This is a genomic window from Vibrio gelatinilyticus, assembly GCF_022836845.1.
Lineage (GTDB): Bacteria > Pseudomonadota > Gammaproteobacteria > Enterobacterales > Vibrionaceae > Vibrio > Vibrio gelatinilyticus.
This window is the reverse complement of record NZ_JAJNNZ010000026.1, coordinates 1-24,544: the sequence shown is the minus strand read 5'-3', so window position 1 is coordinate 24,544 and position 24,544 is coordinate 1. Positions and strand designations below refer to the sequence as shown.

At 44.9% G+C, this 24,544-nt stretch carries 27 protein-coding genes; 19 read left to right on the top strand and 8 right to left on the bottom strand.

Going from position 1 to position 24,544, the window contains the following annotated elements; all coding sequences use genetic code 11:
- Positions 1-260: 260 nt before the first annotated feature.
- From LNL84_RS19015 to LNL84_RS19000, 4 genes are read left to right on the top strand one after another with little or no spacing between them, the layout of a single operon-like run.
- Positions 261-818, top strand: a complete 558-nt coding sequence (locus LNL84_RS19015; RefSeq protein WP_244359372.1) for an AAA family ATPase — start codon at positions 261-263, stop codon at positions 816-818.
- Between the two features lie 4 nt (positions 819-822).
- Positions 823-1,767: a virulence factor BrkB family protein gene (locus LNL84_RS19010; protein ID WP_279611097.1), complete on the top strand. Its 945-nt coding sequence runs from the start codon at positions 823-825 to the stop codon at positions 1,765-1,767.
- On the top strand, positions 1,739-2,173 hold the full coding sequence (gene dtd, locus LNL84_RS19005; RefSeq protein ID WP_244359370.1) for a D-aminoacyl-tRNA deacylase: 435 nt from the start codon (positions 1,739-1,741) through the stop codon (positions 2,171-2,173). The genes LNL84_RS19010 and dtd overlap by 29 nt, the downstream gene beginning before the upstream one ends.
- 48 nt (positions 2,174-2,221) lie before the next feature.
- Positions 2,222-3,142 (top strand): bifunctional GNAT family N-acetyltransferase/hotdog fold thioesterase, encoded by a 921-nt coding sequence (locus LNL84_RS19000; RefSeq protein WP_244359368.1) that lies wholly within the window; start codon positions 2,222-2,224, stop codon positions 3,140-3,142.
- A 6-nt stretch (positions 3,143-3,148) separates the two neighbouring features.
- Here the strand turns inward: LNL84_RS19000 and LNL84_RS18995 are convergent, their stop codons facing one another.
- From LNL84_RS18995 to hslR, 4 genes are all read right to left on the bottom strand, one after another.
- On the bottom strand, positions 3,149-5,065 hold the full coding sequence (locus tag LNL84_RS18995; protein WP_244359367.1) for an AsmA family protein: 1,917 nt from the start codon (positions 5,063-5,065) through the stop codon (positions 3,149-3,151).
- Between the two features lie 114 nt (positions 5,066-5,179).
- Entirely contained in the window at positions 5,180-6,808 is a 1,629-nt protein-coding gene (pckA, locus tag LNL84_RS18990) for a phosphoenolpyruvate carboxykinase (ATP) (RefSeq protein ID WP_244359365.1), read from the bottom strand.
- 319 nt (positions 6,809-7,127) lie between these two features.
- Entirely contained in the window at positions 7,128-8,003 is an 876-nt protein-coding gene (gene hslO, locus LNL84_RS18985) for an Hsp33 family molecular chaperone HslO (RefSeq protein ID WP_244359363.1), read from the bottom strand.
- 16 nt (positions 8,004-8,019) lie between these two features.
- The gene (gene hslR / locus LNL84_RS18980) at positions 8,020-8,406 is read right to left on the bottom strand and encodes a ribosome-associated heat shock protein Hsp15 (protein ID WP_244359380.1); all 387 of its coding nucleotides are present in this window, start codon (positions 8,404-8,406) and stop codon (positions 8,020-8,022) included.
- Positions 8,407-8,716: 310 nt separating this feature from the next.
- Here hslR and gspC point away from each other — a divergent pair, with 310 nt between their 5' ends.
- Genes gspC through LNL84_RS18920 form a run of 12 tightly spaced genes read left to right on the top strand, consistent with a single transcriptional unit; the run spans position 8,717 to position 20,117 of the window.
- A complete protein-coding gene (gspC, locus tag LNL84_RS18975; protein WP_244359378.1) occupies positions 8,717-9,574 on the top strand; it encodes a type II secretion system protein GspC in 858 nt (285 codons plus the stop codon).
- Positions 9,575-9,606: 32 nt separating this feature from the next.
- A complete protein-coding gene (gene gspD / locus LNL84_RS18970) occupies positions 9,607-11,634 on the top strand; it encodes a type II secretion system secretin GspD (protein WP_244359361.1) in 2,028 nt (675 codons plus the stop codon).
- Positions 11,634-13,130 (top strand): type II secretion system ATPase GspE, encoded by a 1,497-nt coding sequence (gene gspE, locus LNL84_RS18965; RefSeq protein WP_244359359.1) that lies wholly within the window; start codon positions 11,634-11,636, stop codon positions 13,128-13,130. The genes gspD and gspE overlap by 1 nt, the downstream gene beginning before the upstream one ends.
- Positions 13,131-14,360, top strand: coding sequence for a type II secretion system inner membrane protein GspF (gene gspF / locus LNL84_RS18960; RefSeq protein ID WP_244359357.1), 1,230 nt, complete (start codon positions 13,131-13,133; stop codon positions 14,358-14,360).
- 57 nt (positions 14,361-14,417) lie between these two features.
- Positions 14,418-14,864, top strand: a complete 447-nt coding sequence (gene gspG, locus LNL84_RS18955) for a type II secretion system major pseudopilin GspG (RefSeq protein WP_244359355.1) — start codon at positions 14,418-14,420, stop codon at positions 14,862-14,864.
- Between the two features lie 56 nt (positions 14,865-14,920).
- Positions 14,921-15,538, top strand: a complete 618-nt coding sequence (gene gspH / locus LNL84_RS18950; protein WP_244359354.1) for a type II secretion system minor pseudopilin GspH — start codon at positions 14,921-14,923, stop codon at positions 15,536-15,538.
- Positions 15,525-15,878, top strand: coding sequence for a type II secretion system minor pseudopilin GspI (gene gspI, locus LNL84_RS18945; protein WP_244359353.1), 354 nt, complete (start codon positions 15,525-15,527; stop codon positions 15,876-15,878). Before gspH ends, gspI begins: the two co-directional genes overlap by 14 nt.
- Positions 15,865-16,599 (top strand): type II secretion system minor pseudopilin GspJ, encoded by a 735-nt coding sequence (gene gspJ, locus LNL84_RS18940; protein WP_244359352.1) that lies wholly within the window; start codon positions 15,865-15,867, stop codon positions 16,597-16,599. Before gspI ends, gspJ begins: the two co-directional genes overlap by 14 nt.
- Positions 16,599-17,633, top strand: a complete 1,035-nt coding sequence (gspK, locus tag LNL84_RS18935) for a type II secretion system minor pseudopilin GspK (protein ID WP_244359376.1) — start codon at positions 16,599-16,601, stop codon at positions 17,631-17,633. The genes gspJ and gspK overlap by 1 nt, the downstream gene beginning before the upstream one ends.
- Positions 17,602-18,852: a type II secretion system protein GspL gene (gene gspL, locus LNL84_RS18930; RefSeq protein WP_244359351.1), complete on the top strand. Its 1,251-nt coding sequence runs from the start codon at positions 17,602-17,604 to the stop codon at positions 18,850-18,852. The genes gspK and gspL overlap by 32 nt, the downstream gene beginning before the upstream one ends.
- Before the next feature lie 10 nt (positions 18,853-18,862).
- Positions 18,863-19,357 (top strand): type II secretion system protein M, encoded by a 495-nt coding sequence (locus tag LNL84_RS18925; protein WP_244359350.1) that lies wholly within the window; start codon positions 18,863-18,865, stop codon positions 19,355-19,357.
- Between the two features lies 1 nt (position 19,358).
- On the top strand, positions 19,359-20,117 hold the full coding sequence (locus LNL84_RS18920; protein ID WP_244359349.1) for a type II secretion system protein N: 759 nt from the start codon (positions 19,359-19,361) through the stop codon (positions 20,115-20,117).
- A 3-nt stretch (positions 20,118-20,120) separates the two neighbouring features.
- Here the strand turns inward: LNL84_RS18920 and cysQ are convergent, their stop codons facing one another.
- The 4 genes from cysQ to LNL84_RS18900 form a co-directional block, all read right to left on the bottom strand.
- Positions 20,121-20,951, bottom strand: coding sequence for a 3'(2'),5'-bisphosphate nucleotidase CysQ (gene cysQ, locus LNL84_RS18915; protein ID WP_244359348.1), 831 nt, complete (start codon positions 20,949-20,951; stop codon positions 20,121-20,123).
- Positions 20,951-21,508, bottom strand: coding sequence for an ADP compounds hydrolase NudE (gene nudE / locus LNL84_RS18910; RefSeq protein ID WP_244359347.1), 558 nt, complete (start codon positions 21,506-21,508; stop codon positions 20,951-20,953). Before nudE ends, cysQ begins: the two co-directional genes overlap by 1 nt.
- A 179-nt stretch (positions 21,509-21,687) precedes the next feature.
- Positions 21,688-22,275, bottom strand: a complete 588-nt coding sequence (gene nfuA, locus LNL84_RS18905; RefSeq protein WP_244359346.1) for a Fe-S biogenesis protein NfuA — start codon at positions 22,273-22,275, stop codon at positions 21,688-21,690.
- A gap of 103 nt (positions 22,276-22,378) precedes the next feature.
- Positions 22,379-22,894, bottom strand: a complete 516-nt coding sequence (locus LNL84_RS18900) for a ComF family protein (protein WP_244359345.1) — start codon at positions 22,892-22,894, stop codon at positions 22,379-22,381.
- Here LNL84_RS18900 and LNL84_RS19760 point away from each other — a divergent pair.
- From LNL84_RS19760 to LNL84_RS18890, 3 genes are all read left to right on the top strand, one after another.
- A complete protein-coding gene (locus LNL84_RS19760) occupies positions 22,889-23,023 on the top strand; it encodes a hypothetical protein (protein ID WP_279611096.1) in 135 nt (44 codons plus the stop codon). The two genes, LNL84_RS18900 and LNL84_RS19760, sit on opposite strands and share 6 nt — an antisense overlap.
- Positions 23,024-23,195: 172 nt before the next feature.
- Positions 23,196-23,936 (top strand): pimeloyl-ACP methyl ester esterase BioH, encoded by a 741-nt coding sequence (bioH, locus tag LNL84_RS18895; protein ID WP_244359374.1) that lies wholly within the window; start codon positions 23,196-23,198, stop codon positions 23,934-23,936.
- Between the two features lie 114 nt (positions 23,937-24,050).
- Positions 24,051-24,503, top strand: coding sequence for an ATP-dependent Lon protease (locus LNL84_RS18890; RefSeq protein ID WP_244359344.1), 453 nt, complete (start codon positions 24,051-24,053; stop codon positions 24,501-24,503).
- The last annotated feature ends 41 nt before the right edge of the window (positions 24,504-24,544 follow it).

Sequence of the window (24,544 nt, the reverse complement as noted above, 5' to 3'; positions counted from 1 at the left end):
TATACAGAAGTTGAGTCCCTCTTAAGCGTGAGCCTCGCCACATACCTTATCTTTCTGCACCTTTCATCGAAAAGACGGAGCTTTTCCGTTTCTACGCTTTCATTACCTCTTAAAACTTTTGAGTCTAGTTGCTGAAGTTCAGCATAAGCTAATATCGCTCCACATATTTTAAAGACTTAGTAAAGCCAATCTGATGCTATCCCTATCAATCTAAACTAGTGTTACACTTAAACATCAATTTTACTTAGGCGTTTTATGATATGTTTGGGCTTGACCCAGTTATTATTAGTGGTGGCCCTGGAGCGGGCAAGACGACTCTTGTCAGTGCGTTGGAGCTGCTTGGTTACTCTGTTGGGCACGAAATACCACGGAGATTGATTACTGAGCAAAAGACTAAAAGCGATGGAATTTTACCATGGTTCGATTTGGCGGGTTTTGCGCAACTTTGCTTCGGTGAAATGGTACTACAAAGGAAATCTCTATTGGCCAGTAGCCTAGCTTTTGTGGATAGAGGTATTCCCGATATTTGTGGATACCTTGAAAATGCCGGCTTAATCGTAGATGACTTGATCCTAATTGAAAGTAGGAGAGGGTATCACAATACCGTTTTTCTATGTAAGCCAGTAGAGCAATACTATATTCAAGATGACTTTCGACCATATCCTTTTTCGGAAGCCTTAGAACTACATGATTCTCTTATAAAAACCTATACTGATTTGGGGTATAACCTTATTGAAATCCCTTGGGGGATAACATCTGAACGAGTCGATTTTGTATTGAAGTCACTAAACAATTTAAGTAAAAAAGAGACGGTATAGAAGTATGGGGTTTAGGGACAAGCTCAATCATCACTTTTCTGCACAAGGCCAGTCTGGCCAGTGTTTGCGATTTGGACAATATTTATTTCAACGGATGAGTCACGATAGAGTCAATGTAAATGCAGGGTATTTGACCTACATTACTTTACTGTCTATTGTGCCACTACTTACCGTTTTGCTTTCGATCCTATCATCGTTTTCAATTTTTTCTAATACTGGTCAAGTACTACAGGATTTTTTGATTCAACATTTTGTGCCGGCCGCTGGTGATGCTGTGTATTCAGCGCTAAATGAGTTTGTAACGAACACCACTAAAATGACGGCAATCGGCAGTACGTTTTTGTTTGTTGCGGCTCTTATGTTGATTTCCAATATCGATAAAAATCTAAATTACATCTGGCGGGTTAAGGTTAAGCGTAGAGCGGTATTTTCTTTTTCAATGTACTGGATGATTTTGACTTTAGGCCCGGTGTTAGTGGGCGCAAGTATTGTTGTAACGTCTTATCTAACATCTTTGAAATTGCTTGAACACGAAGCGTTGACTGGGGCTTATAATTTATTCCTTCGTTGGTTGCCTGCCATATTGTCATACTTTGCTTTTGTAGGGTTATATCTATTGGTGCCCAATAAAAAAATTTACTTTAAGCACGCAATGTTTGGCGCTTTCGTCGCCACCGCTCTATTTGAATTAAGTAAAAAGGGGTTTGCTTACTACATCACCCAATTCCCCTCATATCAACTTATTTATGGAGCCATAGCTGCCATTCCGATTCTGTTTCTTTGGATATATTTGTGTTGGATGATCGTACTCGTGGGTGCTGAGTTTACTGCTGCGCTGGGCGAGAAAGAGCAGTGGTCCAAGCTCGAGGGCGTGATACAATCGGTTGCGGATAATTCAACAGATATCAAGGAACAACATATTGATAGCCCTGATTCAAAGAGTGAGTGAGTCGTCGGTAAAAGTCGATGACAAAGTGGTTGGTGAGATTTCTCAAGGACTATTGGTTTTACTTGGCGTCGAGAAAGGTGATGATGAGTCAAAAGCTAAGAGGTTAGTCGAGCGAGTAACCACTTACCGCGTTTTTGAAGATCAAGACGGGAAAATGAACCTAAATGTTCAGCAGGTAGGTGGTAGTGTATTGGTTGTATCGCAATTTACTCTGCCTGCTGATACAAAAAAAGGAACGCGAGCCGGATTTTCTCGCGGTGCGACACCTAGTGAAGCCGAGCGACTATACGATTTCTTTTCAGACAACTGTGCACAAATTTTGCCTACTGAGCGCGGAGTGTTTGCCGCAGACATGAAAGTCTCACTGGTTAACGACGGCCCCGTCACATTTTGGTTACAAGTTTGAGTTCTAATTCAGATTGTTCGAACCTAAATTTACGTTCAAAGGATTGCCATGTTTAAACTTATTACCCCAAAAACAGATAATCAGCTAAGTAAGTACTTTCACTTCCGCTGGCAGATGCTTAGGGAGCCATGGCGTTTACCTGAAGGTTCCGAACGTGATGAATACGATGAAATGAGCCATCATCGAATGATTGTTGATGGTCGTGGTAGACCTATGGCGATTGGTCGCCTTTACATTACCCCCGATAACGAAGGCCAGATCCGCTATATGGCGGTCAAAAGCAATCGTCGCGATAAAGGCATGGGTTCACTCGTCCTCGTCGCTCTAGAGTCGTTTGCCAGACAAGAAGGGGTCAAGCGATTGGTGTGTAACGCGCGTGAAGATGCTATCGCTTTCTATCAAAAAAACGGCTTTGAAAGCCAAGGCGAACTTAATGACCAATTTGGACAAATCCGTCATCAACAGATGGTGAAGCCACTCGATCCTCTTGCAAAAGTATTGCGCCGCCCTGAGTGGTGCGCGGAACTTCAACAGCGATGGGAACAGCAAATTCCGATCAGCGATAAGATGGGGATCAAAATCAATCAGTACACGGGCTATCGCTTTGAATGCAGCGCGCAACTGAATCCAAATTTAAATCCACATAATACAATGTTTGCAGGGTCGGCTTTTACCCTAGCGACGCTTGCGGGTTGGGGTATGACTTGGTTACTAATGAAAGAGCGTGGCTTAAATGGTGATATTGTATTAGCCGATAGTAATATCCGTTATCGACACCCTGTTGAAGTTAATCCAGTTGCTGTGACTTCTTTAGATGGCATCAGTGGAGATTTGGATCGACTCGCTTCCGGGAGAAAAGCGCGCATCGTGATTAACGTTACTATATTTAGCGGAGATGAAGCTGCGGTTGAGTTTGTAGGCACTTACATGTTGTTACCCAATTATCAGTCTGTTTTGACATCAAGTTAATTCCTATCAATTTTGTTGCTCAAAACCGTCAAGCGATTTTGAGCACTGCAAGGTGGCTATGTGCAAATTAAAACTGGGAAGTGTCAGCTTCGTTTGGCTGGAGCAATTTACGTTGATCTCAAACGCCAGGCTTTCCTGATGTTGAGCGGCTAAATCTACTTGCCCTTGGCCACCACCGTCAATTCCCTCACCAGAAATCGTCCAGGACTGAATATCCAGTTGCCCACGCTGGGCGATGATGTTCAGAGGTGACACATTAAAAGCTTGTAAGTGATCACTTTGCTCACCGAGTAGGTAATGCGTATCTCTAAAGCTAGTATCGATGGTTCCTGTAACGGTTTGCCGAACAGCCTTTTCGTCGGCAGCTAGGCCAGACATAGAAATATGTCCGTCTGTCACTCCTGTTATACCATAACCGATGAGCTCGTTGTTAATCAGCGGCTCTAAAGGCAGCCCATCAAAGGATAGATCCAATGACCATGGCTTACTGGCAGCAACAAAATCGATACTTGCTTTAGCATCAAGATATCCTTCAGAAAATGGAACGAAAAAACGTTCTAATTGCCATAAACCCTTTTTACTGCTTGCTTCCATTAATGCTTGCGTAGCGATCGTATCGCCATAGCTAATACTATTTGCTGATACAGCTAGCTCTCCTTGCCACATGCCCCATAGATATTTTTGTTTCACGTTGAGACCCGAGATATCGACATTTAGCCCGCTGATTTGCCAGAACGGCTCCCGTTGTAGTTGGATCCATTGCCCTCTATTTATCTTTAATCTATTTATCGACAATGACATCAAAGAGTCGAGGTAGCCTAGGTAAGGCTCAATGTTAGGTGTTATGCTTTCCTCGTCTTGATGATACTTAATGCCATCGAGTAGCACGTTGTCTAACAACAATGAGGTAGGAGTCGCAACACCTGATACCTGAATGCGACCTTGATTGAACACGGCGTCTGCATCATGAAGAGTGATCTCATTCGACCGTAGAGAGAGACTGATACGAGGTTCGATAAAAGGCAGATTATTCCAAATGATGCTGTCAGCATCAAGTGACATGGTTGCATCATTTTGCTCCCATAATGCAAAGGGAAACTGGAAATGCTCAAACGATGCATTGAGATTAACAGCTTTAAAGGCCTCAAAAGAAAGCTCTGAATTGAGGATATCTAGGCTGTTAATATGAGTTATGGGGCTGAGTAAGGATTTGAATATCGGTGTTTCCAGTTGCTTAACGTCAAAATGGAGTTGATTGATAGTAGTGTTTACCAATGACCAGCCGTCCGCTTGGCGTTGCGCTTGAGTCGAGATCTTTGCGTCATGCCACTCAAAAGAAAGGCCGTAAATTTTACTGTGCTCTTGTGCAAATTTTGCATCGATCAGAAAGTGATTAAAAGCTTCGCCTTGATAGTAAACCTGAGATGCTGAAGCTTGTAGGATCCCATTTGGGATGACGCTACCCTTAGTCCATTGTGGGTTTTCCAGTTGTAGCTGCAAATCGTTAATGGTTACTGTTTTATCGGAATAGTCGATGTTCTTTAAAGAGATGCTATCGAGATTCCAATGGGTTATTTCCTTTGGATAAGAGGATGAAGGCTGTTGAATGGAGACACCATTAATCAGAACATCACTAATGCCTTTAGAAGATCGAAGGAGTTTACTCCAGCTTAACCATAATGTTACTTGGTTGATCTGTTGGATAGCCAATTTGTTTGTTTCAAATGAAATATCACGCAAGGTGATTTCATTAGGGTAATGGTACTCAACTTCACGAATGGAAAAGGGATAAGGTTGCCACTGCTTCGTAAAGGTGTTTATAAGTGGCGCTGCGTATTTAGTATGTAGAGTAGCAAATATTAACAATATGCTCAGTAAGCAAAGGGCAATTAAGGCGGCAATAAGAGCCGAAATTTTCTTCATAGATGCATATCGATTTGTAGATACTTTACATGGGTATTAATGTAGCGCGAAATGATAAAAAAAGCCCCTCTTTAAGAGGGGCCAGTATAAAATAATAGGCTTGGATTCAATTAATTAATCTAATTGAGGTCCAGCTTTTACCAGTGACTTGCCTTCGGCGTTATCTGTGTACTTGTCGAAGTTGTTGATGAAGCGCTGAGCAAGATCTTCTGCTTTGCTCTCCCATTGAAGTGGGTCAATATACGTATCACGTGGATCTAAGATGCTGGTATCAACACCCGGTAGAGAGGTTGGCACTTCCAAGTTAAATACTGGAATTGTCTTCGTGTCACTCTTCTCAATTGAACCATCAAGGATGGAATCAATAATGCCGCGGGTATCTTGAATTGAGATACGTTTACCACTACCGTTCCAACCCGTGTTGACTAGGTAGGCTTCGGCTCCTGCTGCTTCCATACGCTTAACTAAGACCTCGGCGTATTTAGTTGGATGCAATGTTAAGAATGCAGCACCAAAACAGGCAGAGAATGTTGGTGTTGGCTCCGTAATTCCACGCTCAGTACCCGCAAGCTTCGCTGTGAAGCCCGAAAGGAAGTGATATTTCGTTTGTTCTGGCGTTAACTTCGATACTGGTGGCAATACACCGAAAGCGTCAGCAGACAAGAAAATCACTTTGTTGGCGTGGCCGCCTTTAGATACTGGCTTAACGATATTGTCGATGTGGTGCAATGGATACGAAACACGAGTGTTCTCTGTCTTAGAACCATCATCAAAATCGATCGAACCGTCGTTGCGAACTGTTACGTTTTCTAGTAGTGCATCACGGCGAATCGCGTTGTAGATATCAGGTTCAGCTTCCTTAGAAAGGTTTATGGTTTTCGCGTAGCAACCACCTTCGTAGTTGAAGATACCATCATCATCCCAACCATGTTCATCGTCACCGATAAGGGCACGTTTCGGATCGGTAGATAGTGTTGTTTTACCTGTTCCTGATAGGCCGAAGAATACAGCAACATCTTCATCTTTGCCCATATTTGCAGAACAGTGCATCGACGCGATGTCTCTTAGTGGAAGGAAGTAGTTCATCATTGCGAACATACCTTTCTTCATCTCGCCGCCGTACCAAGTACCACCAATCAGCTGCATTTTTTCCGTCAGGTTAAATACAGTGAAGTTTTCTGAATTAAGCCCATGCTGCTCCCATTTCTGGTTAGTGCACTTAGCGCCATTCATCACAACAAAGTCAGGTTCGAATGTGGCGAGTTCTTCTTCTGAAGGACGAATAAACATATTTTTCACAAAGTGAGCTTGCCATGCCACCTCAGTGATAATACGAATACACAGCCTTGTATCTGGGTTCGTTCCACAGTATCCATCAATAACAAACAGGCGTTTGCTCGAAAGTTGGTCCGTTACCAGCTCCTTGAGGTCATTCCAGGCGTCTAAAGACATTGGTTTATTGTCGTTTTTCACTTTTTCAGATGTCCACCACATAGTGTCACGGGTTGTGTCATCTAAAACAATAAATTTGTCTTTTGGAGAGCGGCCAGTAAATATGCCTGTATCTACAGCAACGGCGCCGAGTTCGGTGACTACGCCTTTTTCGTAGCCTTCCAGACCTTCGCGGGTTTCTTCTTCGAATAACTGCTCATAACTTGGGTTGCGAACAACGTCAATTACGTCAGTAATTCCGTATTGGGTAAGATCGATTTGTGCAGCCTTATTATGTTCCATAACGGTCATAGGTGCTCCTTTATAAGATTTTGTAGGGATTTTGTAGTAATTGTTTTTTATTTTGAGCTTAATGCTAACAATCGAATCACAATAAAACAGGGATGGAGTTCAAAAATTGGCCATCAGCCACTGATGGTTTTAAGTGTTTCGTCACACATTTACTTTGGTGTTATGACCTGCACACAAACCTTTGCGCAAGATCAATTCACTTTATTAGCACTATTGTTGAGAGGGTTATTCTGTCTCGGGCTTGTTAGAATCGGCAAAATAAGCAAAAAAAAACCAGAGTAAAAACTCTGGTTTTGTAACATATATTTAACACTTTGTGTTAATGGATTGTTTTGTTATTGTCGTTAGCCTCGGCAAAAAGAGCCTTAATGTCGGGCTCATCGAAAGAGTAACTTGTACCACAATAATCGCAGTGCAATGACACGGCGCCTTCTTCTGCTAAAATGGCGTAAATTTCTTCCTGAGCGACAGTGACGATTGCTGAAGCGCTACGTTCTCGAGAGCAACCACAGAAAAACTCTACAGGCTGTGGGGTAAAAACTTGAACCGTCTCTTGATTGTACAGTCGATACAGTAGCTCATTGGCTTCTAAAGAGAACAGTTCTTCATCTTTGACAGTATCAGTCAATTGCTCTAGGTGCTCGAAGTCGTTTTCAGAGCCGGTTCCATCCGGCATTACCTGCAAAAGCATACCAGCGGCATGGGCTTTACCTTCAAGTTCACCAGTGCGGATCCACAAACGAGTTTTAAGCTGCTCAGAGCGCTCAAAATAGCTCTCCAGCACTTCAGACAAGTTTGCCCCTTCAAGAGCAACAACACCTTGATAGCGTTCACCTTTGTTAGGTGTAATTGTGATGACTAAGTGACCTTTGCCCATCATGTCGTGCAATGTGGCATCATCAGCGACATTTCCTTCCCAGCGTGCAACGCCACGTAGTTTTTGGTCATGGTCGCCATTGATTACAGCGAGTGAAACAGGGCCATCGCCTTGTAGTTGCATCGTAATCGAACCTTCGAACTTTAAGGTTGCGGTAAGTAAGCTAGTTGCGACCAGCAACTCGCCAAGTAATGATTGCAATGCACCTGGATAGTCTTTACTGGATAAGATTTCCTGATATGCCGTGTCTAACTGGACTAGTTCCCCTCGAACAGATAGGTCTTCAAAGAGGTAACGATTTAATAAGTTATTTGCCATTTAAGGAAGCTCCAGCTTATTGATGTTTGAACTTTATGATATCACGACGTTGTTTTTTATCCGGTCGCTTATCTGGACTTGGGTTATGAGCATGGAGTTTACGCTTTAGAGCGTTCTCCTCGCGTTTTGCCATACTTTCAGATGTCTCTGAATATAATGTTTGTGCTTCAGGAGCTCCGCGGCGCTGTCCTGAAATTCGCTCGATAATCACCGTTTTTTCTTCATTACCTTGTCTTAAGGTGATGGTTGCATTTAATTCGACGTTTTTACTTGGCTTACTACGTTGACCATTGTAGTGGACTTTGCCACCGTCGACCATGTTGCGAGCTATGCTACGGGTTTTATAAAAGCGAGCGGCCCAAAGCCATTTATCTAATCGGACTGCACTGTCTTCGGCCTTCATGATGAATCCTGATTTAATTTTCACTAAACGGTTGCTTGCTATAAGCATCACCGTTGGCTCATTCTGGATAATAAATGGTGGCTAGATCTAATAAATTCAAGCTTGAAATACATATATAGAGCGGTCTAAGTTAGTTGTGGTATAGTTTTACTATAATTTACTTGTAGTTAGCGGCTATGTTGATGACCTTAAAGGCCTGACAAGTAAAACTGGGATATTTTGGGGTTAGGATGCTCATCTTGTGAAAGTCACGTTTTTACAGTCATTTAATCTTCGCCATTTAACGCTGCCAACCTTGGTAGCACGTTGGATGCCTCATCAAAACCTCATCAGCACACTGTTGTCTTTTGTGTTCACGCTGTCTTCAGCTTGGATTGTAGGTATGCTTATTTGGCAATTTTATCCTTCAAGTCACTCAGTCAGCCAATGGACCCCGGCCCAAGTCGACCGCTCATCATCATCTTTATCTTCATCATCATTGCAAACAGATGTGTCTTCGATCAATCAAGCACAACTTTTTGGGCAATACAGTCAACAAGGAGTGGTAGCTCCAGTGGTGCAAGATGCGCCTAAGTCGCGATTAAACTTAGTGTTAGTGGGAGCCGTGGTCAGTAATCAAGCTGAAAAAAGTTTGGCGGTGATCGCACATCGAGGTAAACAAGGGACGTATGGATTGGGTGAGCAAATCGATGGAACTCGCGCTACTGTGAAGGCAATTTTGATCGATCGAATTATTATCTCAAATGCGGGACGAAATGAGACGGTTATGCTCGAAGGCTTGGAGTACAGAAAATTACAACTTCAAACGACACCGTCAGCGGCAAGTTCTAATGTCATTGGTAATAATCCAGTCAATAATGAGGAAAAATTGGCTACCATTCGCCAAACTATAACTCAAGATCCACAACAAATATTTCAGTACGTGCGTTTATCGCAGGTAAAACGTGACGGGAAAGTGCTCGGCTATAGGGTGAGTCCAGGCCGAGATCCAGAGCTGTTTAATGCCGTCGGATTACAGAATGGCGATGTTGCCATTCAACTTAATGGAGCCGATCTCACCGATCCGGCAGCCATGGGTAAGATATATAAAACTATCACAGAGCTCACGGAGTTGAATTTAACAGTCGAGCGTGATGGTCAACAGCATGACATCTTTATTCAGTTTTAGTCATGGTTGATAAGATATTAAGGGAGCAATACGTGAAAAGTTGGCTAAAGAAAAGCACCTGGTTATTAATGGGCAGTTTACTGTCTGTTCCAGTGGTGTCAGCGAACGAATTTAGCGCCAGTTTCAAGGGCACCGATATTCAAGAGTTTATAAATATTGTCGGCCGAAACTTGGACAAGACTATTATTGTCGATCCCTCTGTGCGTGGGAAAGTGGATGTTCGTAGCTACGATGTACTCAGTGAAGAGCAATATTACAGCTTTTTCTTGAATGTGCTCGAAGTCTATGGTTTCGCCGTCGTTGAAATGGAGTCCGGCATCTTAAAGGTCATTAAAGCTAAAGATGCAAAAACATCGGCTATCCCTGTAGTCGGTGATGAGGAACGCATTCAGGGCGATAGCGTGATCACTCGTGTTGTGGCCGTTAAAAACGTCTCAGTTCGAGAATTGTCCCCGCTATTAAGGCAGCTCAATGACAACGCTGGAGCGGGCAATGTCGTTCACTATGATCCAGCCAATATTATTCTCATTACCGGACGTGCCGCTGTAGTGAATCGCCTAGCGGATATTATTACACGCGTTGACCAGGCAGGTGACAAAGAAATTGAAGTCGTTGAGCTTAAAAATGCGTCTGCGGCAGAGATGGTAAGAATCGTAGACGCGTTGAATAAGACCACCGATGCAAAAAACACTCCAGCCTTTTTGCAACCAAAGCTGGTGGCTGACGAGCGAACCAACTCTATTCTTATATCTGGCGATCCAAAAGTTAGAAAACGTCTGCGCCGCTTGATTGCACAGTTGGATGTAGAAATGGCGACCAAAGGTAATAATCGCGTTCATTATTTAAAATACGCTAAAGCGGAAGATCTTGTCGATGTGCTCAAAGGTGTGTCTGACAATTTACAAAAAGAAAAACAAGCGGGCACAAAAGGCACAAGCACCGTCAGTCGTGGTGAAGTCATGATCACAGCGCATCCAGAAACCAATGCGCTGGTTCTCACTGCGCCACCAGATATCATGAAAGCACTGCTTGAGATCATTCAGCAGTTGGATATTCGTCGAGCTCAAGTGTTAATCGAAGCGTTGATTGTTGAAATCGCCGATGTTGATGGAGCAAATCTAGGTGTGCAATGGGGCAACCAATCGGCAGGAAGCGTCGTGCAATTCTCCAATACTGGCGCCTCAGTCGGAAGTGTGATGGTCGGTCTAGAAGAGGCAAAAGACAAGAAGCGAACTGAAAGTTATGTAAATCCAATCACAGGTGCTACAGAGACTAGAGAGATCACAGAATCTGGCGATTATTCTAAACTAGCCAGTGCTTTGGCCGGCGTTCAAGGTGCTGCTATTGGTATTGCTCTAGGTGACTGGACCGCCTTGATCACCGCGGTATCGAGCCAATCTAACTCGAATATTCTCTCTTCTCCAAGTATTACCGTTATGGACAATGGTGAAGCTTCTTTTATTGTTGGTGAGGAAGTGCCTGTTCTTACGGGTTCTACTGCGGGCTCAAATAACAGCAACCCGTTCCAAACGGTGGATCGAAAAGAAGTCGGTATCAAGTTGAAAGTGGTTCCACAAATCAATGAAGGAAACTCAGTGCAGCTGAATATTGAACAGGAAGTTTCCAACGTTCTGGGTGCCAATGGTGCTGTGGATGTCCGCTTTGCCAAGCGCCAACTCAATACATCAGTGATGATTCAGGATGGTCAAATGCTGGTTTTGGGTGGTTTGATTGATGAGCGCGCAGCGGAGAGTGAATCAAAAGTTCCGTTTTTGGGGGATATTCCTTTTCTAGGTCGTTTGTTCACGTCAACCAGTACCACGGTCGAAAAGAAAAACTTAATGGTGTTTATTAAACCAACCATTATCCGCGATGGCATGACTTCTGATGGTATCACGCAGCGTAAATACAATTATATTAGAGCCGAGCAGCTATTTAAGGCAGACCAAGGGCTAAAATTGATGGACGATGGTTTTATCCCTGTTCTGCCGGAATTCGGCGAGTCCATTCGTTACCCCGCTGAAATACAAGCTTTCATTGAACAGGTGGATGACAAATAATGCCGGATACTCGATACGCGCAGCCATTAGTCACAAGATTGCCGTTTAGTTTCGCTAATCGTTTTAAAGTGGTCTTTGAGTACTCCGACGAGGGTGCTGTGCTGTATTATGTTGCTCCTTTGCCTATTTCGGCAATGGCAGAAGTCAGTCGTGTTGTGCGTCAGCATTTCGAACTGAAAGAACTCAGCTCTGAAGAGTTTGAAAGGAAACTGACACAAGCTTATCAGCGAGACTCTTCAGAAGCGCGCCAATTGATGGAAGATATTGGCGCGGATAGCGATGACTTTTTCTCGCTTGCAGAAGAGTTGCCTCAAAATGAGGATCTGCTCGAATCTGAAGATGATGCTCCTATCATCAAATTGATCAATGCCATGTTAGGCGAGGCGATCAAGGAAGGCGCATCCGATATTCATATTGAGACGTTTGAAAAGGTGCTTTCTATTCGTTTTCGCATCGATGGCGTATTGCGAGACGTTTTGGCTCCGAGCCGTAAGTTGGCTCCCTTGTTGGTGTCGCGAGTAAAAGTCATGGCTAAACTGGATATCGCAGAAAAGCGCGTTCCACAAGATGGACGCATTTCGCTAAGAATTGGTGGTCGGGCTGTCGACGTTCGTGTATCGACTATGCCATCTTCTCATGGTGAGCGAGTTGTGATGCGTCTACTGGACAAAAATGCCACACGATTGGACTTACACAGCCTAGGAATGACTGAAACTAATCACGCTAGTTTTAGGCAGTTGATCAAACGACCACATGGCATCATTTTGGTGACCGGGCCGACCGGTTCAGGTAAGTCGACGACACTTTATGCCGGCTTACAGGAAATCAACAGTAACGAGCGTAATATCCTGACCGTTGAAGACCCGATAGAGTTTGATATTGATGGCATCGGGCAAACGCAGGTCAATCCAAAGGTGGATATGACGTTTGCTCGTGGTTTACGTGCAATATTGCGACAAGACCCGGATATCGTCATGGTTGGTGAAATTCGAGATCTAGAAACGGCCCAGATAGCGGTTCAAGCATCTTTGACGGGTCACTTAGTGATGTCGACCTTGCACACCAACACTGCCATTGGCGCTATCACTCGAATGCGCGATATGGGCATTGAGCCGTTTTTGATTTCGTCTTCAATGCTCGGTGTTCTCGCGCAAAGACTGATTAGAACCTTGTGTAACGATTGTAAGGCTCCTTATCAAGCCGATAGCCAAACCCAGAAACTGTTCAACATTAATGAACAACAAAGTTTGACCCTATACAAACCCGTTGGTTGTGAAAGGTGTAATGGTAAAGGCTACCGTGGCCGAACAGGTATTCATGAGCTGCTCATCGTTGATGACACAGTACAAGGGCTTATTCACGATGAGGCGGGGGAGCAGGAAATTGAAAAAGCCATTAGGGCCAAGACCCCAAGCATCCGTGATGATGGGCTCGATAAAGTAAAACAAGGCATCAGTTCTCTTGAAGAGGTCATGCGAGTGACAAAGGAAACCTAGGTGGCGACGTTTGAATACAAGGCTCTGAATGCCAAAGGAAAACAATCCAAAGGGATACTAGAAGGTGATAATGCTCGCCAAGTGCGTCAGCGCCTCAAAGAACAAGGTCTGGTACCCGTTGCTGTCACCGAGGCGAACGCCAGGGCGAATAGTTCCAACCACTCAACACTTCAAAAGCCGACTTTCAGGCGTGGAATCAGTACGACAGATCTCGCCTTGATTACTCGTCAATTATCGACTTTAGTCCAGTCGGGAATGCCACTCGAAGAGTGTCTCAAAGCTGTTTCTGAACAATCAGAAAAGCCGAGAATTCGCACCATGATGGCTGCCATTCGTTCCAAGGTCACCGAAGGTTATACCTTGTGTGATAGCATGGCTGACTACCCACATATCTTTGATGATCTATTTCGTTCTATGGTCTCAGCAGGTGAAAAGTCAGGTCATCTTGATTCGATTTTAGAGCGATTAGCGGATTACGCAGAAAACAGACAGAAAATGCGGTCTAAGCTACAGCAAGCCATGATCTACCCAGTGGTACTGGTGGTCTTTGCCGTCGCGATTGTGGCATTTTTGTTGGCTGCGGTGGTGCCTAAAATTGTGGGGCAGTTTGTACAAATGGGTCAGGAGCTACCAAAATCTACTCAGTTTCTTCTTGATGCCAGTGCATTTATACAAAACTGGGGGATAACGTTATTAGCGCTTGGTTTAGTTACTGGGTATATGATTCGATGGGCGTTACAGAAACCCAACATTCGAATGCGCTGGGATAGAAAAGTTCTACAGCTTCCACTGATTGGTAAGATAGCCCGTGGATTGAATACCGCACGATTTTCACGAACACTGGCTATCTGTACATCAAGTGCCATTCCGATCTTGGAAGGTATGAAAGTCTCTGTCGATGTGATGAGCAATCATTTTGCTAAGAAGCAGGTTTCACTTGCTGCTGAGAATGTCCGTGAAGGGGCGAGTTTACGCCGAGCTCTGCAAGAAACCAAGTTATTCCCACCGATGATGCTGCATATGATTGCCAGTGGTGAGCAAAGTGGCGAGCTAGAAAGCATGCTAACGCGCGCCGCAGATAACCAAGATCAGAGTTTTGAGTCCACAGTGAATATTGCACTGGGAATTTTCACACCAGCCTTGATTGCCATAATGGCTGGCTTGGTATTATTTATTGTGATGGCGACGCTAATGCCAATATTGGAAATGAACAATTTGATGACAGGTTAACTCTAACTCTAAGGATAGAGTGGTTATCTTGGCTAGTATTTAGTTTGGAGAAAGTAAATGAGAAGTAGAAGACAGAACAAGCAATCGGGTTTCACCTTATTAGAAGTCATGGTTGTAGTGGTGATTTTGGGTATTCTGGCCAGTTTTGTTGTGCCAAACCTATTAGGCAACAAGGAAAAGGCAGATCAGCAGAAAGCGATTACCGATATTGTGGCCTTAGAGAATGCCTTAGATATGTATAAACTCGACAACAGTGTTTATCCAACGACAGATCAAGGTCTTGATGCTTTGGTTACTAAGCCTAGCAACCCTGAGCCGCGTAACTATCGCGACGGAGGCTACATCAGACGCTTGCCTAACGATCCATGGGGCAACGACTATCAATACTTAAGCCCGGGCGATAATGGCACAATTGATATCTTCACGTTGGGCGCTGAAGGTCAAGAAGGTGGTGAAGGTGTTGCCGCTGATATTGGTAACTGGAACATTCAAGACTTTCAGTGATGACAAGATAGGGGCGAAGCGCTTATTTCGCCCCGACTTTTATGTGTGAATATTCAATGCCAACTTGCAACCGTCGCTTTTCCCGAACATCATCGGCAGGGTTTACTCTGCTCGAGATTATGCTGGTGTTGGTTTTGCTGTCAGTAAGCGCCGTTGCTGTAATCGCTACCTTTCCTAATCACCAGCAAGATGTGATTAAGCAGCACTCTTTACGCTTATTTCAGCGTCTACAGCTGCTCAATGAGGAAGCTGTCTTAGGTGGCAAAGATTTTGGTTTGTATATTGACGAGACTAAACGTACCTACACATTATTGGAGTTGAAAGCCGATGGTTGGCAGTTGATTGACATTGACCGTTTACCTGCTGAAACCAGCTTGCCCGTAGGGATTAGCCTGAGTTTAACGTTGGGTGGCGAAGCGTGGCTTCAGGATGATCGCTTATTCGAGCCCGGATCGTTGTTTGATGAAGACATGTTTGCCGACGTTGAGAAGCGCGAGAAAGCGCTGAAACCGCCACAAGTGCTCATCCTTGCGAGCGGTGAAATTACCCCCGCCACTGTTACTTTTGAAGCGCAAGATACAACAGAAAACACACACTCTTGGGTTGTGTTGATACAAGAAAATAGCCAAATTCGCGTCTTAGATGAAGAGGCGTTTCGTGATGAAGAGCGCTAGAGGTATGACGTTACTTGAAGTGCTCGTTGCGCTGGCGATATTTGCGACAGCAGCTATCAGTATCATCCGCTCAGTAAGTCAGCATATTAATACATTGGGCTACCTCGAAGAAAAGATATTCGCGGCTATGGTTGTTGACAATCAATTGGCAAAAGTGATGTTGGATTCCTCAGTTTTAAGCGCCAAAAAAGGCACCGAGAAATTAGCCAACCACACCTGGTATTGGAGTGTGACTCCAGTGGGCACTGCCGATGACCTTATCAAGGCTGTCGATGTCAGTGTTGCACGGGATAAAACCTCAAGCCCTATTGTTACGGTGAGAAGCTATGTTGAGAAGTAGATCACCGAAGGGACGCAGTCAGGGTTTTACACTTATCGAAGTCTTGGTTTCAATTGCTATTTTTGCAAGTTTGAGTGTTGCTGCTTATCAGGTCGTTAATCAAGTGCAATTGAGTAATGAGCTGTCTAAGCAAAAAAGCATCCGACTGCAAGAAATCCAGCGAGCGTTTGTGTTCTTAGATGGCGATTTTAGACAGATCGCGTTACGTCAGTTTCGGCATGAAGGTGAAGAGGCTACGTCAAGACTATTGTTATGGGGGCAGAATGTATTAGCGTCCGATGACAAAGGCGTATTGTTTACTCGATTAGGTTGGCTAAATCCTCTAAATCAGTTTCCACGAGGTGAAGTGTCCAAGGTCGGTTATCGTATTCAAGATGGCACTTTAGAAAGGTTATGGTGGCGTTACCCAGACACCCCCGTTGCTGAGCCTGCCATCGAATTACCTTTACTCGAAGGTGTTGAAGCATTTGGTTTGCGTTTTTATGCCGAGGGTGAATGGAGCAATGAGTGGACCGCCGATCTTGCATTACCGAGCGCGGTGGAGGTGACGTTAAAGCTGGTTGATTACGGTGAGATCAGTCGAATTTACCTCACCACTGAAGGGGTCTTAAATGTGGCTGCACCAGGGGATCCTAATCAAAATACTGATAATTCCAGTGGGAATGATTCTGGTGCTGACAACGGCAATGCTGGTGGTGATAGTCCGCAAGGAGGCTCATGATGAGAGGTAATAACCACAATGTTGGGCGCTCGTCACAGCATGGTGTTGCTCTTATCGTGATCTTATTGTTACTGGCTATTATGATATCTATAGCGGCGACGATGTCTGAACGGCTTTTTACACAGTTTAAACGAGCACAGAATCAAATCGATTTTCAACAGGCTTATTGGTATTCAATGGGCGTAGAATCTCTTGCTAAGGTAGTGATTAAAGAGAGTTTCAAAGACAGTGATACCATTAATTTGAGCCAGCCTTGGGCTGTCGAAGAGCGTGCCTATCCGTTGGATTATGGTGAAGCAAAAGGTTATATAAGGGATATGCAGGCGTGCTTCAACCTCAATGCGTTGGCGGGTGTGCAGGTGCCACAAAATAGCGCCACTAAACCGCTGCTGGTCACCGTATTGCAACGCTTACTAGAGTCCGTTGATATCGACAATTATCAAGCGGAGCAGATTGCAGATTCGACCTGGGAGTTTGTTGATAAGGACCTAACGGCTCGTTCACTTTCTGGTGTAGAGGATAGCTATTATGAATCTCTGTCTCCAGCGTACTTGACAGCCAGCTCATTACTTGCGGATGCAACGGAATTAAGAGCAATCAATCAGGTGTCTGGTGGTGATTTACTAAAGCTGATGCCACTTGTTTGTGCTTTGCCGAACACATACTGGTCTCTCAATATCAATACGCTGCAACCAGAACAGGCAGATATTTTAGTCGCTCTTTTTGCTCCAGGTTTACCAAGGGAAGCGGCTGTGGATTTATTGAATAACCGACCATTTGATGGATGGTCCGGAGCCGAACAGTTTTTGGCAGAGCCACAGCTCGCCAATATAAATGAGCAAACGAAGCAGCAGGCTTCGCAGTTTTTAACAGTAGATAGTGCTTATTTCGAACTGGATGCTCAAGTCGTAGTGAATGAGTCGAGAGTTCGAGTAAGAAGTGTCTTCTTTAGTCAAGATAGAAACGAAGTTACGGTCATACGCCGTCGATTTGGAGGGTTTAGTGAGCGAGTTCTTAACCGTTCGTCTGAGTAGCCGCATTGATGAGCCAGTCCACTGGATGGTCTGGTCGAAAGGGCAGCAAGAAGTGATCGCCACTGGCATGCTAAGCGATCTTTCTCAGTTAAGTGATATCCAAGATTACGCCAAGCAGCGCATTACCATTGTTATGCTGTCAGCTCAGGATGTTGTTCTTAGTGAGGTCGAGATCCCAGCGGGTTCTACGCGACAATTTGATGCTATGTTGCCTTATCTAGTTGAAGAAGATATAGCGCAAGATGTTGATGATTTGCATTTCACCGTTATAAGTAAGCGCGCTGGCAGGGCTCATATCTGTGCTGTAGACCGTAGTTACTTGACGCAAATTCTCAGTCAATTCTCGGATTGCCACATAGAGGTTAAAAAAGTACTGCCCGATGTACTGTGCTTGCCCAGCAATGAAGTCGTAGCAGCAGTGGCATTTGGCGATCAGTATCTTATTCGAAAAGACGCATTTAATGGCATTTCAATCGACCAGCAATGGCTGGCCCACCTTGTTGCCTCAGGGTGGCTAGAGTCTCCGTCTGTAGATGCGGGTTCTGATGATGAAACAAATAATGGCTATGACATCACCTATTACAGTGCTCACACTGAGACCGAACATTTACCCCAAGGGAGTGTGCGCTGGACTGCATCCCCCATAGAGTTGCCAATGGCGCTATTGTCACAAGGTGCTATTGAAGATGCGGCTAATCTACTGACAGGGCCATTTAAATCGAAAACATCGTTCTTAAAATATTGGAATGTATGGCAAAAGTCTTTAGTCGCTGGGTTCGCTTTCTTAGTGGTATTGCTGGTTCAGCAAGTTGTGTTGGTGAACCAATACGAAAACCAGGCGAGGGCCTACCGCGCAGAAAGTGAGCGTATCTTCCGAGCTATTTTTCCTGATAAGCAACGAATTCCAACGACTAGTTACTTAAAGCGTCAAATGGAGTCTGAGCTCTCACGTCTGGGTGGTGGAGATCAGTCGACAGAGACATTGTTAGCTTGGTTGGCAAAACTGCCTGATACCTTAGGGCAGGTCAGCGGTATGGACGTACAAAATCTAAAGTACGATGGTAAGAGAAAAGAAGTTCGAGTGAGCGTAACCAGTCGAGATTTCCAAAGCTTTGAGGCAGCAAGAGTTAAGTTGGAGACTCAGTATGTCGTTGAGCAGGGGCCATTAAATCGAAATGGCGATTTGGTGATGGGTAACTTTCTTTTGAAGTTGAAATAGGATATTTGCATTGAAAGCACTGACTTTTGCGTTGCAAAGCTGGTGGCTGAGTATCAGTCAGCGAGAACAACGTTTGGTGATCATATGTTCACTGTTATTGGTTATAGGCAGCTTGTATTGGGGTGTCATCGAGCCATTTGCGCAGCGCACAGAAAGAGCCCAAGTTAAGATACAGTCAGAAAAGCAGTTGCTGTCTTGGGTCAGTAATCAAGCTGATGAGATTGTAAAAAGTCGTCAAGCTGTTGGGGTTGTTGTCTCTAAGCAGCCGTTCAATCAGATAGTGACGTCGTCAACACAACGATTTAATGTGGAACTAATTCGTATGCAGCCTCGAGGAGAGCAACTCCAAGTTTGGATCAAGCCAATCCCCTTTGAGTTTTTTGTAAATTGGCTTTCCTTTTTACAAGACAACCATGGTGTCATTGTCGAAGCGCTAGACGTGACACGGGCAGATCAAAGTGGCGTCATCGAAGTAAATCGACTGCAGTTTAGGAGAGGTGGCTAACGTGAAACGAGCAGTGATATATACTGGGGTATTTTCGGCTGCATTTTTAGCCAGTGCTCTGTATCATCTTCCGGCGAAAGTATTGGTTAATCAATTGCCTCTTCCTACAGGCGTCACCTTAGACAATGTGCAAGGGAGTGTCTGGCAAGGCAGTGCTCAAGACGTGTCTTTCCAAAGGTGGAACTTTGGTGAAGTCTCGTGGGTATTTCAATGGACGAGTCTTTTGACATTATCCCCGGAATACGCAGTAAAATTTGGCCGCAATAGCGCCTTGGGGTTGATTGGCAAGGGACACGTCGGCGCGAGTTTTTCGAGTGTATATGCAAGATCTGTCATTGCATCCATATCTGCGCAACAGGCTCTGGATCTCGCCCCCATGGCGCTGCCAGTTAGCGTTGGCGGCCAGCTAGAACTCGTTATTCGAAATTGGTCGTCTGATGGTTCTTGGTGTCAGAGTGGTGATGGCAGTATTTCATGGAATTCTGGTTATATCGAATCGCCTTTGGGGAGCTTGACGGCAGGCTCAACGGTGGCGGATGTTCAATGTGAAAACAGCGTTGTTCGCGCGCAAGGTAGTCAGAAAAGTAGCCACGTATCCAGTGAGTTTCAAGGTGAGCTTAAACCAAATCGTCAATATACCTCTAATGCGTGGTTTAAGCCTGGAAGTGATTTCCCTGAAAGTATGAATAGCCAGCTCAAATGGTTAGGCAGCCCAGATACACAGGGCCGCTACACGTTTAATTATCAGGGACGTCTTTAACACCTAACGGCCAATTAAAATGTCATCCCAGGGCAAGGCTCGATCACCGATCACGATGAAATTCGGGTTTTCGAGTGTTTCCCTTAGATTGTAGGATAACGGCTCCAGGTGAGTTGTGAGAATCGTCCCGCCGGCTTCTTCAACAATACATTGAGTTGCAGCGGTATCCCATTCGCCTGTTGGCCCTAATCTTAGATAACAATCAACCGCACCTTCTGCCACCAAGCAAGCTTTGAGTGCTGCAGAACCTAATGGCACCAAATCATAATTCCATGCATTGCTCATCCGCTCGGTAATACGATTTATATTTTGTCTTCGGCTGATAGCAATGGCGATGGATTGGTTTGGCTGCTCATGTTTATGAACGTTCAGTCGCAAACTTTCTTGTAAATCAGGGATTTTCCACGCGCCTTTACCATTATAAGCGTAATAGGTAACGCCGGAGACAGGCCCGTAAACAATGCCCATAATAGGTTGGTTGTTCCTGACCAGGGCGATAATGGTTGCAAAGTCACCACTACGTGCAATGAACTCTTGTGTACCATCTAATGGGTCTACCAGCCAATATTCAACCCACTTCGAACGTTGATCAAGTGCAATATCGGCGTCTTCTTCTGATAACACAGGAATGGACGGAGTCAGTTCGCTCAAGCGCTGAACGATGAGTTTATGTGCGGCAATATCGGCCGAGGTCACCGGAGTTTCATCTGCCTTGGTAAAGGCTTCGTATTGCTTGTTTTCATAAATGTCTAATATCAATTGACCTGCTGCGCGAGCGATATCAATGACATCAGGCAAATAGTGAGAATAATCTTTATCCACTGCAGTCACCATTACAATCCTAATTCCGGCCTCATTTTCAGCATCAACAATAGCGCTGTGATACTCCTGGCTTCGGAAAAGTCTAAGTGTGTTAATAGTTCATCAGCTTGAGCTAAAGGCCAACGCACCACTTCTAAAGGTTCTGGTTCATCGCCGATTAATCGCTCAGAGTACAGGTGCTGTGCGACAAAAAGTGTCATGCGACTGGAAAAATAGGACGGAGCGAGCACGACTTCCTTGAGAGGAGTGAGTGTTTCAGCGCCAAAACCGATTTCTTCTTTAAGCTCTCTGACGGCCGCCTCGTGAGGGGCTTCTCCTGGGTCGATAAGCCCTTTAGGAAAACCTAACTCATAGCGCTCGGTACCCGCGGCATATTCCCGCACCAATAAAATGTCACCTTGCTCTGTGATAGGAACCATCATCACCGCGTTTCGTCCACTGGGTTTCATTCGCTCATAAGTGCGTTTTTCACCATTGGAGAATTGCAGGTCTAGTGCCTCTATCGAAAACAATTTGGATTTCGCCACAACGTTTTTGGCGAGGATTTTAGGTCCTTTATTGGGCGGCATGAGAGTCTCTCCTTAGTGCGACCTGGGAATGAGCCCCCGCGAGATACGGGTATAGTTAATATATCGGCTAACGTATCATTAGCCAAATAGAACCATAAAAAAAGAGCACAAAGGGGTAACTTTGCGCTCTTCTAGAGTTCATCTCGCTACCTTAATATAGGTAGGCGACCAGTCATGGTCTAATAGTAAGAGTGTTCACCACGGTCGTGCTCGGTCATGTCTGTTACCGCGGTAAGCTCACCAGAGAACTGCTCAAGCAGTTGTTTCTCGATACCGTCTTTGAGAGTCACATCAACCATAGAACAGCCGTTACAACCACCACCGAACTGAACGATAGCAATGCCATCATCGGTGATTTTCATGAGGCTAACATGACCACCATGGCCAGCCAGCTGTGGGTTGACTTGAGTTTGGATAGCGTACTCTACACGCTCCATTAGCGATGCATCATCAGACACTTTGCGCATCTTTGCGTTAGGTGCTTTTAAGGTGAGTTGAGAGCCCATTTTGTCGGTGACAAAGTCAATCTCTGCATCTTCGAGAAATGGCAGTGAAAGTTCGTCAACATAAGCAGATAACACTTCGTACTTAAATTCAGTATCACTGGCTTCAACGGCTTCTGGTGGACAATAAGATACTCCACACTCAGCGTTTTGAGTGCCAGGGTTGACAACAAAAACACGGATGTTAGTACCTTCAGGCTGCTGCTCAAGCAACTTAGAAAAATGACTTTGAGCATTTTCTGTAATAGTAATAGGATTTGACACGACGAATACCCGAGTGATTTAGTAAGTTATTATTGGCCATTTTACTCTTGTAGTAAGAGGATGCCAGAATTTTTTGTTTAAAAGCGCCGCGTTGTGCCGAATTTTATGGTTTGCTGTAATCTGGCGTACGGCATAGACAGTAAATATCGATTTTTTTGACGCCATGTTCAAGTAATAATTCGGATAAATGTCGAACCGTACTGCCAGTTGTGACAACATCATCAATTATTGCAACATGGCTAGACAATGGCTTTTTATTTAAAGTAAACGCCTGTTTTAAATTGCGAATTCTTTGCGTTCGAGTCAGGGATTGCTGGGTGGCAATGCCATGCTTAAGGCGAAAGGCATCGTGTAGGAGGTGGCTATTAGTGAAGTATCTTGCCAATTCATAGGCAAGGATCTCACTTTGATTGAACCCTCGCATGATCTGGCGTCGCCAACGGGAAGGGACGTAAACAAATTGAGGGGCAGGGGTTGATATGATATTGGCTAGCCGGGCAGCAAGTGGTGCGATTAACCAGAACTGACGCTGATATTTTATCTGATGAAGGTATTTCGATAGTGGGAAATCGTAATCGCCTAAGCAATAAAGGTGTTGCCAAGGAGGCGGTGTTTGCAAACAATCACCGCACTGGTCGTGGCGCAATGGCATTGTGAGGCCGCACTGATGACAACGTGGTTCGCGTTGAAAAAAATAGCGCTGACATTGTTGGCAACAGAGGGAAGAGTGACTGGAATTCACAATTAGGCCGCAGATTTGGCATACTGCGGGGAGCTTTTGAGTTATGGTAGGCCAAAACATCATAGAGTACTTATCCAGGCTCGGAAATAATAGAGATTATGGACAATGTGGGTTTTGAAAGGGTGGTGATTTAGTGTTAAGTAGTGCGATTCAACGCAATAAAGTGCATTGGCAAACAATGGGGGCTGGTCCTGATTTGGTTTTGGTGCACGGCTGGGGCATGAATGGGGCTGTATGGGAAGCGTGCTCACAGCAGCTTCAGAAGCACTTCACCGTGCATATCGTTGATTTGCCAGGGTATGGCTTTAGCCATTCAGTAGCGGTCGATAGCTTGTCTATGATGAGTGACGCTCTACTTGAAGGCGCTCCTCAATCTGCGATTTGGCTTGGTTGGTCGTTAGGGGGAGTGATCGCGACCTATATCGCAATGCAGCATCCGGAAAGGGTGAATACGCTGATTACTTTAGCAAGCTCGCCAAAGTTCTCGCAGGGAGCAGGCTGGAAAGGCATCAAACCACGAGTGCTCAACGATTTTCGTACTCAGCTTAGCGACAATTTTGCACTGACCATTGAACGTTTTATGGCACTACAGGCCATGGGTAGCGCGACGGCACGACAAGACACAAAGCGTCTTAAGAAAGCCGTCCTCTCGCGCCCTTCGCCAAATCCTGAAGCTCTCGAGCTTGGTCTTGAATGGTTGGCTCAAGTTGATCTACGTTCTGATTTGCTCAAGGTGAGTATGCCTTTCCATCGCTGGTATGGTCGCCTTGATGGCCTTGTTCCTTTGACCATTTCATCTCAACTTGCCGAGGAGCACCCTCAAAGTGAGGGCTATGTTTTTGCTCAATCTTCCCATGCGCCATTTATCACAGAAGCAAATTTATTTGTTGAGAAGATCATAGCGTTGCGTGACAGCTAGTCTATTGAGTCTGGTGTGCTGGTGGTTTTTTAATCATAAAAGGTAAAGTTATTGGTTTTCGAACCGATAAAGGATGAGAAACGGTATTGAACTAAAACACAGAAGGGAGAGGTAATGATTGTTTCACCAAACAATGTTAGTGCGCCAGTCATTACCCCATCTGTGAATCCACAAACAGAGCAAGTGGCTCGTGACAACAAGGTCCGAGAGCCTATAGTTCCTACCGTCGAGATGGCTCGCTCTAATGCGGAGCGAAAGATCAATGAGGAAGAAAAGAGGCGCAAGCGTTCTTCTTGGGACCCTGCTGAGCATCCAGATTACGATGTGGACGACGCTGAGTCCGAAAGCGCAAGTGATCCATTGACTAAACTGTTCCAACTATTGGCACTAAAAAGCTATAGCCAAGATCAGGGCAAAGGCTATGTAATGCGTTTTCGATTACCAACAAACATCATGAAAGCTGCTCTTCTCGAAGGCAAAATGGCCAAGCGACGTACAGTGATTAAATATCACTATGGGCATTCTGTGGCTCCTAATACCCCCTCTGACATCATTGCCGTCACCTAGTATTGGTTTGTTTCGACAGAAGAAAAAGAGCACCACATGGG